Origin of the sequence: Nocardia altamirensis NBRC 108246 (assembly GCF_001612685.1) — a bacterium.
GTDB classification, from domain to species: domain Bacteria; phylum Actinomycetota; class Actinomycetes; order Mycobacteriales; family Mycobacteriaceae; genus Nocardia; species Nocardia altamirensis.
In genome coordinates this window covers 1-10,487 of the sequence record NZ_BDAY01000142.1, presented here as the reverse complement: position 1 = coordinate 10,487, position 10,487 = coordinate 1, and the positions used below count along the sequence as shown (strand labels likewise).

Sequence of the window (10,487 nt, the reverse complement as noted above, 5' to 3'; positions counted from 1 at the left end):
TGTCGTGCGGTGTGTTGCAACCATAAGACTCCGCTCAACTCGGATCAGCAACCATTTCTCTCCGCTCAACTCGGATCAGCAACCATTTCTCTCCGCTCAACGGGTCAACAACCATTTCTCTCCGCTCAATTTCGGGGCAGTAGCCCTTCTCGTCTGCTCAATGCGGGCGGAGGAGGGGACCGGGGTGTTTTGAGGGGCCGCGGGATGCTGCGCGGTCGATCGCGGACCTGATGGGCTCGGTGAATCGGTGGGGGTGGCTGAGGACATCCGAGGCGGTGGCGTAGAAGATCGTCCAGCCCTGGGTGGTCAGGGCGTTGTGGCGTGCATTGTCGCGTGCCGCTGCGTGTAGACCGGAATGCCAAGCAACACTTTCGTATTCGAGGCCGATGCGCCACTGTCGCCAACCGAGGTCTAGTCGTCGGTATCCATCGGGGGTGGAAACCTCCAGTTGTGGTTCCGGATGCGGTAGCCCGGCATCTATGCACCGCAGCCTGGTATATGACTCCATCGGGGATTCTGCCCGGCTGTCGGCTAAACCAATCATTTCGGTCGCCTGGCTGAACCCGCGTCGCCGATGATGTCGTTCGATTTCTGCTATGAGTGCTTCCGCCGAAAGGCCTTGCCCAACTGCGGCATCCAGTGTGGCTAGCGCGTCCATTCGATTCGCTGTGCGCGCCACGTCGACGGCCGTGCGTACCGCATTCGTACAGAGTGTCTCGTCGACTAACTCAACCGTTGCCGAATCCAGCCGATCCTCGTGTACAACCAGCTGTTCCGACCGACGCCGCTGTACCCCGAAAACATGGGTCGCCGCCCCTTCTGCTACTGAGAATCCGTGCAGTTCGGCGGCCGTGTCATACCCTGCGACGATGGTCGGCAGGCCCATCGATAGTCGTGCGGCTTCGACACACAGCGCAGGTGTCGGTGGCGTGCCATCTTCGCGGTAGACGCCACGAAAGACGCGCACCCATTTGCCGAGTCGGATTCGGGTACGTATCTCCTGCCGGGTGTACTCGAGCTCCGCTTGGGCCGCAGTAAACACGCCGAACTGGCTGTCCCGCAGTAACTCCAACTGAGCTCTCATGGCTCTAGCATCGGCGGCGTGCTCGCACGAGCACCTAGCCCACCAGCGCAAACACTTCCCCTGTGCACAACCTGTCCCTGTGGATGAGACGCATCGGTAGAGCCGATTTCTGGAGGCTCACGGGCCAGGTGGGGTGTGAAAGCGTCAGCGGCGCAAGCGAATACTGGACATTCGGGGGTGGCTCGTAGATGATCGGCGCGTTCGGTTGTTTGACTGGGGAGAGATTCGTGTCGATCGTGCGATCTGCTGCGTTTGGTGCAGCATTGACGTCTACTGCCGCGCTCATGGTGGGTGCTGGGTCTGCTGCGGCGGCGCCCAGTTACTACGGGACGGTGGCGATGTCGCCTGGCACCGGGAAGGTGGTCGGGTCTACTGATCAGCCGTCGTGGGTGGTGGCTGATGCGCGGGCCATCAAGGACTGCGCGGTGTACGACTGCCGGATCATTCTCCGGTACGCCAACGGGTGTGCTGCGGTGGCGCGTGGCGCGGACGGGCAGCTCAACGCGGACTCGGCGGCGACGCGGGCCGAGGCCGAGCGGTTGGCGGTCGAGAAGCTGGGCGAGAGCGCGCCACCGTTCCCGGATCTCGGCAGCGCGTCGCCCCGCGCCGCTCAGGTCGTGCTCTCGCTGTGCACCAAGAACGCGAGCTGATCGGCGCCGGGCGGGCCGCGGGCCGGGTCGAGCTCAGTAGGCGATGAAGAGGATCTCGTCGCGCGAGTACTCGTGGCCGGGGTGGTTCTCGGCCAGGTGGGCTTGGGTCTTCGCGACCAGGTCGTCCTCGTCGGTCCCGACGATGGTCTCGCCGCAGGGACAGTTCAGGTTTCGCTTCATAAGTTGACCTTTCTCTCGTTCGACAGCCTAACTCCGGTCCTCGCGGCGACGCTCGTGGGCTATCGCTTCGGTGGTCGGGCCGCGAGGGCTGACCACCGGGGTCGTCCTGTGTGAGTCTCGTTTTGAAATCCTCTGCGCGCCAAGATCATTCGTTGTAAAGACCCCAAGGTTCCGGTTTGGACAACGCGCGCATGGTGCGGGATGATTCGACGGGAATTGTCTCTTTATATCGGGGAGGAACTCGATGTATCTATCTCGCAAGGCCGCCATGGGCATGGTCACGGCAGCCGCGGCCGTGCTGGCCGTAGCGGGGACCGGCGCGGCACACGCCGAGCCGGATGCGGACGGCCACTACTACGGCTCCATCGCCATGGACATGCAGGACGGCGCCACGGGGGCGGCGTGGAACTACCCGGACTACGCCAGCTCGGATGAGCGTGCGCTGAGCGAATGCGGCACTCGCGATTGCGAGATCGTGGTGCGCTTCTCCGACGGCTGCGGTGCCGTCGCGATGGCGGAGGACGGTACCTGGGCCGTCGGCACCGGCCGTGACCTCCGCGCGGCGGAGCGAGCCGCGCTGGCCGGACTCGGGCCGCTGGCGCCGCCGTTCCCGAACCCCGGTAGCGCGTCACCCATGGAGGCAAGGATCATGAACTCCGCTTGCTCTCCGTCGTAATCACGGCCTAACGAAACGAGGGGCGTACCTGCATTGCAGGTACGCCCCTCGTTCTTTCCTGACACCTTCAGCGTCGCAGGACCTTTCGGGCCAGCCAGTTGCCGAAGAACTGAATGCCCTGCACGCCGGCGATGATGATGAGCGTGGCGACCAGGGTGACCTGCCAGTTGAACCGCTGGTAGCCGTGGACCAGTGCGAAATCGCCGAGTCCGCCGCCGCCGACGGTGCCAGCCATCGCGGACATGTCGACGATCGCGATCACCACGAACGTGTAGCCGAGCACCAGCGGACCGAGTGCCTCGGGGATCAGCAGCGTCAGGATGATGCGCAACGGTCCAGCGCCGACCGCGCGCGCCGCCTCGATCACGCCGGGGTCGACCGTCACCAGGTTCTGCTCCACGATGCGGGCGATGCCGAACGACGCAGCGACGATCATCACGAACGCAGCCGCCTCGGTGCCGATGGTGGTGCCGACCACCTTCAGCGTCACCGGCCCGAGCGCCGCGAGCAGGATGATGAACGGGATCGGCCTGACCACGTTCACGATCACGTTGAGCAACAGGTTGATCGGCGCGTTCGCCAGCAGCCCGCCCTTGCGAGTGCAGTAGAGCAGGGTGCCGACGAACAGCCCGATCAGTCCGCCCACCACGAACGTGAGCAGCACCAGGTAGATGGTGGTGCCGATCGCCTCGTACAGCAGCGGCCGGAGGGTGTCCCAATTCGCTTGCATCGGTACTCCTTTCAGCCGAGCAGGGGCGAGGTGAGCGCCGCGTCGCGGCGTTCCAGTTCGTTGATCACCTTGTCGACCGCGTCCGCAGGGCCGTGCAAGGCGAGGGTGATGCTGCCGAAGGTCTTGTCCTGCAAGGTGCTGACCCCGCCGTACACCACCTCGAACCGGACGTCTGCGTTGGTTGCCGACGCCAGCGCCGCCCCGATGCCGCGCTGATCGTCGACGTCGACGGTGACCAGCCTGCCGCCGTGCAGCTCACCGAGCCTGCGCAGTTCGTCCTCGGACGGCCGGTTGTGCAGCACGGTCGCCACGAACGACTGTGTCGGTGCCGCCTGTGGCGCCGCGAAAACCGCGAAGGTGTCGGCGAGTTCGACGATCCTGCCCTCGGCGAGCACCGCGACCCGATCGGCCACTGCCCGGATCACATCCATCTCGTGGGTGATTACCACGATGGTGACGCCGAGCTCGCGGTTGATCTTCTTCAGCAGCCGAAGCACCTCGCCGGTGGTCTCCGGGTCCAGCGCCGAGGTCGACTCGTCGGCCAGCAGCAGCGACGGCGAGGTCGCCAGCGCACGGGCGATCCCGACCCGCTGCTTCTGCCCGCCGGAGAGCTGATCGGGGTAGCTGCGCGCCTTGTCGGACAGGCCGACGAACTCGAGCAGCTCCGCGACCCGCGCCTTGCGCTCGGCCCGCTTCCAGCCCGCCACCTTGAGCGGATACTCGATATTGCCTGCGGCCGTGCGGGATCGGAACAGGTTGAACTGCTGGAACACCATGCCGATATCCCGGCGCAGCCGCCGCACCTGCGACTCCCGCACACCGGTGATCGGTGTGCCGGATATCTCGATGGTGCCGCTCGTCGGCTTCTCCAGCGCGTTGATCAGCCGGACCAGCGTGCTCTTGCCCGCGCCGGAATAGCCGATCACGCCGAAGATCTCGCCGTGCTCGATCCGCAGATCGATGGTGTCCAGCGCGACCTGACGCTGCGTGCCCTTACCGAAAACCTTGGTGACCGAACGGAACTCGACCGCAGGCGGCTTGTCCGTCACTTGCCGTCGCGGATGGTCTGCTGCACCCGCTGCAGGATCTGCTCCAATTCCGGTGCGCCGCGCTTGACCTCGACGGCCGTGCCCTTGGTGACCTCGCTGTGCGCCTTCTGCACCTCGGGGTCGTGCCACAGCTCGACCAGCTGCAGGAGCTTGGGATTGTTCTTGTCCTCGGCCCTGGTCACCAGCGTGTTGATGTACGGCTCGGCGGCGGGGTTCTTCGGATCATCCTTGTACAGCGCCGATTGGGGGTCGATGCCGGAGCGCTCCAGGAAGGTGTTGTTGATGACCGAGCCGTCGACCGAGGCGAGCGACAGCGCGGTCTGCGCCGCGTCGACCGTGGTCACCCGCACCTTGGACGCGCCCTTGTCGATGTCGGCGGGGGAGGGCGACTTCACGTCCGAAGACAGCTTCAGCAGCCCGGCCGCCTGCAGCACGAACAGTGCGCGCGCCTGGTTGGTCGGGTCGTTCGGGATCGCGATCTCCGCGCCCTGCGGCAGGTCGGCCAGCGTCTTGTGCTTCTTGGAGTACAGGCCGAGCGGCACGATGTAGGTCGAGCCGATGGGCGTCAGCGTGTCGTTGTTGGCCACGTTGTAGGCGCCGAGGAACTGCAGGTGCTGGAACAGGTTGACGTCGATCTGCTTCTGCGACAACGCGAGATTCGGTTGCTTGTAATCGGAGAAGTTGGTGATCTTCAGCGTGATGCCCTTGTCCTTGGCCCGCTGTTCGAAGATGTCCCAGGCTTTGTCCTTGTCGGTGGTGCCGATCCGCACTACCGTGTCGGAGGATGCCTTGTCGTCACCGCACGCCGTAAGGGTGAGGGCCGCGGTGGCTACCAGGACCGGGATCGCCAGTACCCGATGGAATTTCACTCGTGCTCCCGAATGCTTGTCGAACTAGAACCCGGTCATCCAAGCGATCCGGCAACCGCCCGGACAACGGTTTGAATTGTGGTGAGCAAAACCCTTCCCAGAATTGGTACGAGCGTCTAAGTTGCTCGCAATGCGCTCCATCCCTCGGCTTTTGCTGATACCGATCCTGTTCGCCTTGGCCATCGCCTCGACTTCCTGTGGTGCACAACACGACGGCAACACGATCCGCATAGGTGTGAACGATCTCAGCCTGCCGCATTGGGCGGTCTACAAGAAAAAGGCGGCTGAGCAGGGCATCGCCGTCGAGTTCGTCAACTTCACCGACTACAACCAGCCCAACCCCGCGCTGGCGCAAAAGCAGGTGGATCTCAACAAGTTTCAGCACGTGCGCTACCTGGCCAACTACAACGCGCGCAACAACGACACCCTAGTGCCGATCGGCGCGACCGAGATCTTCCCGCTGACGCTGTACTCGCGGAAACACAAGGCGGTCAGCGAGATTCCGCAGGGCGGTCAGATCACGCTCAGCAACAACCCGGCCAACCAGGTGCGTCCGCTGCTCAGCCTGGCCGCGGCCGGCCTGATCGTGCTGAAGGGCGGCGCAAGTTGGGATTCCACCCTGCAGGACGTCGACACCGCCGCCTCCAAGGTGAAACTCACCACCATCGACCCGACGCTGACCGCGCAATCGCTGGACAGCGTCGACGCGGCGTTCGTCGACGACACCTTCGCCAGGCCCGCCGGCCTCGGCAAGAACGAGACCATCTACACCGATGATCCCGAGCGGCCGGAACTGAAGCAGTACATCAACATTTTCGCTGCCCGTGCCGCGGACAAGGACAACCCGACGTTGCGGAAACTGGCGCAGCTCTACCACGATCCGGAGGTCGAGGCGGCGGTGCGCGCCGAAACCGGCTACGAAGGGATCTTCAAGACCAACGACCCGGCCGACTTGCAGGCCACGGCAACGGAATTGGAGGCCAAGTTCCGCAAGTAGGGCTATTGCCGCGCGGAGTACGCCCGCGCGGCTTCCCGCGTCGCATGCGCATTCGGTTGCAGCGCACGGGAACCGGCCAGCTTGGTGCGGACGTGTTCGGCGACCGTGATCGGCGGATACTTGCTGCCCTCGCCGACGCAGGTCGGCAGTGTCTCGATGACGGCGTCGGTGTTGCCGTCGTGGAAAAAGGCGGCGCTGCGCCGTCTTTCGATGGTGCCGTCGACGATCGGCGGCACCACGCGGTGCAGCGTGGACAGCCAGCGCTCGTTCGTCCAGCGGGCCATCAGATCGCCGAAGTTGATCAGCAGGGCGTCGTCGGCAGGTTGCACGTCGTGCCACCGGCCCTGTTTGTCGAGCACCTGCAAGCCTGGCACCTGGTCGGCCCACAGCACGGTGACGATGCCGAAGTCGGTGTGCTCGCCCATGCCGCGCAGTTCACCGTCGAGGTCGACCGTTCCCGGTGGCAGCGCATAGTTGTTCATGCGCAACACATCCAACGAGTGGTCGGTGAATCGGTCGAAGAATCCCACCGGCAAGCCGAGCGCATCCGCGAAGATCGTCGTGAGCACCCGGACCACCTTCGCCGCCTCGGTGAAGTACGTCCACACCGGGTCCCGAAACTCGGGAGCCGCAGTGGGCCACACATTTTCGGGATAATCCTCGGTAAGCAGCTGCACCCCTGGATAACTGGACGCTGGCATCCCGATATTGAACGCCTCGAAATAGTCGTTCATTCGAGTGGCTGCCTGCGCGCCCAAACTCAAACTGAGGTTCTCGCTCTTCGGCGGCGAATACCCACGATTCACCTCCGGCGATGTCCGGTACTGCCCCTTGACTTCGAGATCGAGCCCGAAGAAACCGTCGAGTGCCGCCGCCAGGTCATCCAGCACCCGCTGCTCGATCCCATGTCCCCGGATCTGCATGAAGCCGACCGCCCGCGCGGCCTCGTCCACCTGCCGCGCCACGTCAGCGCGCTCGTCGGCCGTGCCTCCCCGGTAGGCGGAGATGTCGATGAAGGGAACACGAAACTCCACGGCAACGTCCCTTCCGATCGCTTGCATCTGGGCATGAAAATTACCAGAGAACACGCCGGTCACTGGAATCACGGTTAGATAACGATCATTTTGGACCGTCCCAAATCGGACATGTTGGCGCACAGCGGATTTGCCGCCGATTTTCCGAATGTTCTTGGCGGCATGCGGTCCTACACTCGGTCTTCCAATCCAAGAGTCAGGGGGATCTACATGTCAGTGACGGTGCCGCTCGAGCTTCGGGTGACCAGATTGGAGGCCAAGTACATGCGGCTGAACGAGGATCGGTTGGTGTACGAAGACGCCATCCTCGAGACCAGAGACATGGTGCAGCAGACGCACCGGGCAATGCTCGCGGTCAAAAGCGATCTCTGGTGGTTGAGCAAGGAGACGGAGGCCAAGTTCGGTGAGCTCGAAGAAGACGTACGCGAAATCAAGCTGGACATGGGCGCCTTCAAGCAAGAGGTCCACGCGGAGTTCGCGACGGTCAAGCGTGACATCTCGGGCTTGAAGCAGGACGTGTCGGGCCTGAAGCAGGACGTGTCAGGCGTGAAGCAGGATGTGTCCGGCCTGAAACAGGACTTCTCGGGCTTGAAGCAGGATGTGTCGGGCTTGAAGTGCAGCATCGATGCGATCGTGTCGCACTTCGGGATCGTGATTGCTGAGGGCGAACACTAGTTCGGCTGAAACCTGATGTGAGTGGCGTCCACACCGGAGATGATTCCGGTGTGGACGAGAAGACGTATACGCGGACCCGGCAGGCACTGCACGCGGTGGCCGAATTGTTGATTGCCGGGCCGCAGTACCGGCAGTTCGGGACTATTCGGCTGCGGGCGGTGCACGGCGGGTTCGCGGGTGTGAAATCGGGCGTATCGGTGGTCGGCGGGGAACTGGTGTGGGCCGAGGGGCGGACGGCGCTGCATGGCACTTATCGGGATGTCGCGAAGATCGCGGGGCTCGAGGCAGGGGCGCCGGAGGGGTTGTACAAGGACACGACCGGGGTGGCGCTCGACGAAACGATCGAGGTGGATCCCGCGATCGCGGCGGAGATCGGCGCGTGGTTCGAGCTGGGGGACAACACATTGCGCTGTTTGGCGCCGGACATCACGCCGGTGCTGTGGCCGGAGCATTTCGATCTGTCGATCGCCGTCGGTGAAGTGAACTACGGTGTGTCGCCCGGCGACGACGGACATCCTGGGCCGTACGCGTACGTCGGCCCGTGGACGCCACGCACCGGCCCCTTCTGGAACGCCTCGTTCGGTGCGTTGCGCTCACGCGAGGACGTGAATTCGACGTCGAGCCTGCTGGAGTTCTTCGAGCAGGGTCGCGCAGCGGCGGCCGAATAACGCCCAGCCGCACCATTTTTGACCTTACGAAATGGCATGCCGGATCGTGTGCGGGAGAGCAGGGGCGTCTAGCGGGTGGCGCGGTTGTCACCCGCCAGGCGGCCACGTCGGATCAGCGCCCGCTTGGTACCAGGCGCGATCGCGGCCGCGGTGAGCTGCGAATCAGGTTCGGGGTCATCGGGATTCGGCCGGACGAACAGGGTGACGGTGGCGGCCGGGGTGAATCCGCTGCGCGTCATCAGCGCGGTCGAGGCCGCGTTGCGGTCCTCGACATCGGTGACGATGCGCCGGGCACCCCGCGCGAACAACGCCTCGGAGCACACATCCACCAGTCGCCGTGCGATGCCGTGACCCTGCATGTCGGGCGCGACGGCGACCCATTCCAGATAGGCCCAGTCGTCGCGGTTCTCGAACTCCATGGACCCGAGCACAAAACCGACCACCCGGTCGGAATCGAGGGCGACCCAGCACGCGTTGTCCGGGCTGTCCAGGTGTTCTGCCACCGACGTCAGTGACCACGAGGTGTACGGCTTGGTGTTGACGTCGAAAACTTCGTGACCGAGATCGAGGACCTGACGCAGGTGGCCGAGGCCCATCGGGACGATCACTATGGCAGATTCCATGCGTGACAGTTTGCCAGTAGGATGCCGCTCGGCCGTCACGCGCCCTTACGGGCCGCGGTCTTCTTGGCGGCCTTCTTCGCCGGTTTCTCGGCGGTCTTCTTGGCGGCCGCCTTCTTCGCCGTCGCCTTCTTCGCAGGTGCGGCCTTGCCGTTGTCGTCGGCGCTGCCCGCCGCGCGGCGTCCGCTCGCCTCCAAGCTGCGCTGCAGGGCGGCGACCAGGTCGACCACCTCCGCGTCCATCTCGGCGGGCGCGGCCTCCGGCTGTTCGGCCACCTTGCCGGTGCCGCTGGCGATGGCCTCGTCGAGCAGCCGCTTCAGCTCGATCTGGTACTCGTCGGTGTACTGGTCCGGGTCGAAGTCATCGGACATGGTCTCGACCAGCGTCTCGGCCATCTTGATTTCCTGCGACTTGGGTTCGGCAACCCCGTCGAGGGATTCGAACTCGACCGCACGCACCTCGTCGGGCCACAGCAGCGTCTGCAACACCAGCATGCCGTCGCGCACGCGCAGCGCGGCGAGCCTGGTTTTCTGCCGGAGGGTGAAGTGCACGAGCGCGGTCCGGTCGATGCGGTCCAACGTCGTCGCCAGCAGCACATACGCCTTCGGCGTGCTGGAGTCGGGCTCGAGGTAGTAGCTCTTGTCGAACAGGATCGGGTCGATCTGTTCCGATGGCACGAATTGCAGCACCGGGATCTCGTGCTTCTCGGCGGCGGGCAGTTTGGCGAAGTCCTCGTCGGTCAGGATGACCTTGTCGCCCTCGGGCGACTCGTACGCCTTGTCGATGTCGGCGTACTGCACGGACTTGCCGCACACCGTGCAGACACGGTCGTATTTGATCCGACCCCCATCCTTGGCGTGCACCTGATGGAATCGGATGTCGTGGTCCTCGGTGGCCGTGTAGACCTTGACCGGGACGTTTACCAGCCCGAATGCTATCGAGCCCTTCCAGATCGATCGCATAAGTCCATGATGGCGGAACCCATTCGAATACGCGAGCGAATCGGCATCCCGAGTGTCGCGAGCGCGACGCGCCGCTGCAGCGGGCCCGGTAGTGCAGTGAACAGCGTCCGCATGGCGGTCACGGTGCCGCCGAGGTCGGCGCGTTCCGACAGGTAGGCGCGTTGGGCGGCCGTCGGCATGGTGAAGAAGGCGTCGAAGAAGAGCGGGAGGTCGGCGGGCGGCAAGGCGAGCAGCGCGCGCAGGCCCGCCGCACGAAGCCGATGCACCGCGCGGGCCGAGGCGGGCCAGGCCGG

The 10,487-nt window shown here is 64.5% G+C and carries 12 protein-coding genes and 1 pseudogene; 5 read left to right on the top strand and 8 right to left on the bottom strand.

The annotated features are described in order from the left end of the window. Window positions 1–1,347: 1,347 nt before the first annotated feature. Entirely contained in the window at window positions 1,348–1,734 is a 387-nt protein-coding gene (locus NA11_RS43260; protein ID WP_245746587.1) for a DUF4189 domain-containing protein, read from the top strand. A gap of 33 nt (window positions 1,735–1,767) precedes the next feature. On the opposite strand, the gene NA11_RS43255 is transcribed toward NA11_RS43260, so the two are convergent. Beyond that, window positions 1,768–1,914 (bottom strand): DUF1059 domain-containing protein, encoded by a 147-nt coding sequence (locus NA11_RS43255; RefSeq protein ID WP_069167933.1) that lies wholly within the window; start codon window positions 1,912–1,914, stop codon window positions 1,768–1,770. 244 nt (window positions 1,915–2,158) lie between these two features. Between NA11_RS43255 and NA11_RS43250 the strand changes: the two genes are divergently transcribed. Continuing rightward, a complete protein-coding gene (locus NA11_RS43250) occupies window positions 2,159–2,590 on the top strand; it encodes a DUF4189 domain-containing protein (protein WP_084655598.1) in 432 nt (143 codons plus the stop codon). 67 nt (window positions 2,591–2,657) lie between these two features. On the opposite strand, the gene NA11_RS43245 is transcribed toward NA11_RS43250, so the two are convergent. Genes NA11_RS43245 through NA11_RS43235 form a run of 3 tightly spaced genes read right to left on the bottom strand, consistent with a single transcriptional unit; the run spans window position 2,658 to window position 5,238 of the window. After that, window positions 2,658–3,320: a methionine ABC transporter permease gene (locus NA11_RS43245; protein ID WP_069167931.1), complete on the bottom strand. Its 663-nt coding sequence runs from the start codon at window positions 3,318–3,320 to the stop codon at window positions 2,658–2,660. Between the two features lie 11 nt (window positions 3,321–3,331). Beyond that, a complete protein-coding gene (locus tag NA11_RS43240; RefSeq protein WP_069167930.1) occupies window positions 3,332–4,369 on the bottom strand; it encodes a methionine ABC transporter ATP-binding protein in 1,038 nt (345 codons plus the stop codon). Continuing rightward, window positions 4,366–5,238, bottom strand: a complete 873-nt coding sequence (locus NA11_RS43235; RefSeq protein ID WP_069167929.1) for a MetQ/NlpA family ABC transporter substrate-binding protein — start codon at window positions 5,236–5,238, stop codon at window positions 4,366–4,368. Before NA11_RS43235 ends, NA11_RS43240 begins: the two co-directional genes overlap by 4 nt. A gap of 130 nt (window positions 5,239–5,368) precedes the next feature. Between NA11_RS43235 and NA11_RS43230 the strand changes: the two genes are divergently transcribed. Next, complete coding sequence (locus NA11_RS43230) at window positions 5,369–6,235, top strand: MetQ/NlpA family ABC transporter substrate-binding protein (protein ID WP_069167928.1); 867 nt, start codon at window positions 5,369–5,371, stop codon at window positions 6,233–6,235. 2 nt (window positions 6,236–6,237) lie between these two features. Here the strand turns inward: NA11_RS43230 and NA11_RS43225 are convergent, their stop codons facing one another. Next, complete coding sequence (locus tag NA11_RS43225; RefSeq protein WP_069167927.1) at window positions 6,238–7,296, bottom strand: isopenicillin N synthase family dioxygenase; 1,059 nt, start codon at window positions 7,294–7,296, stop codon at window positions 6,238–6,240. Window positions 7,297–7,479: 183 nt separating this feature from the next. On the opposite strand from NA11_RS43225, the gene NA11_RS43220 reads away from it, so the two are divergent. Both NA11_RS43220 and NA11_RS43215 read left to right on the top strand, forming a co-directional pair. Continuing rightward, window positions 7,480–7,944, top strand: coding sequence for a hypothetical protein (locus NA11_RS43220; protein WP_069167926.1), 465 nt, complete (start codon window positions 7,480–7,482; stop codon window positions 7,942–7,944). Window positions 7,945–7,994: 50 nt separating this feature from the next. Next, window positions 7,995–8,612: a hypothetical protein gene (locus NA11_RS43215; RefSeq protein ID WP_069167934.1), complete on the top strand. Its 618-nt coding sequence runs from the start codon at window positions 7,995–7,997 to the stop codon at window positions 8,610–8,612. Between the two features lie 68 nt (window positions 8,613–8,680). Here the strand turns inward: NA11_RS43215 and NA11_RS43210 are convergent, their stop codons facing one another. From NA11_RS43210 to NA11_RS43200, 3 genes and pseudogenes are all read right to left on the bottom strand, one after another. Beyond that, window positions 8,681–9,235, bottom strand: a complete 555-nt coding sequence (locus NA11_RS43210; RefSeq protein WP_069167925.1) for a GNAT family N-acetyltransferase — start codon at window positions 9,233–9,235, stop codon at window positions 8,681–8,683. A 35-nt stretch (window positions 9,236–9,270) separates the two neighbouring features. Continuing rightward, complete coding sequence (gene ku, locus NA11_RS43205; protein ID WP_069167924.1) at window positions 9,271–10,194, bottom strand: non-homologous end joining protein Ku; 924 nt, start codon at window positions 10,192–10,194, stop codon at window positions 9,271–9,273. Further along, window positions 10,167–10,487 (bottom strand): annotated as a pseudogene (locus tag NA11_RS43200) (lycopene cyclase family protein); the annotation flags it as partial. The pseudogene NA11_RS43200 and the gene ku, both read right to left, overlap by 28 nt.

Excerpts from the sequence above, each read along its gene's own strand:
- NA11_RS43210 (WP_069167925.1), bottom strand. The coding sequence starts at position 9,235 with ATGGAATCTGCCATAGTGATCGTCCCGATGGGCCTCGGCCACCTGCGT.
- NA11_RS43230 (WP_069167928.1), top strand. The coding sequence starts at position 5,369 with ATGCGCTCCATCCCTCGGCTTTTGCTGATACCGATCCTGTTCGCCTTG.
- NA11_RS43255 (WP_069167933.1), bottom strand. The coding sequence starts at position 1,914 with ATGAAGCGAAACCTGAACTGTCCCTGCGGCGAGACCATCGTCGGGACC.
- NA11_RS43245 (WP_069167931.1), bottom strand. The coding sequence starts at position 3,320 with ATGCAAGCGAATTGGGACACCCTCCGGCCGCTGCTGTACGAGGCGATC.
- ku (WP_069167924.1), bottom strand. The coding sequence starts at position 10,194 with ATGCGATCGATCTGGAAGGGCTCGATAGCATTCGGGCTGGTAAACGTC.
- NA11_RS43250 (WP_084655598.1), top strand. The coding sequence starts at position 2,159 with ATGTATCTATCTCGCAAGGCCGCCATGGGCATGGTCACGGCAGCCGCG.
- NA11_RS43220 (WP_069167926.1), top strand. The coding sequence starts at position 7,480 with ATGTCAGTGACGGTGCCGCTCGAGCTTCGGGTGACCAGATTGGAGGCC.
- NA11_RS43225 (WP_069167927.1), bottom strand. The coding sequence starts at position 7,296 with ATGCAAGCGATCGGAAGGGACGTTGCCGTGGAGTTTCGTGTTCCCTTC.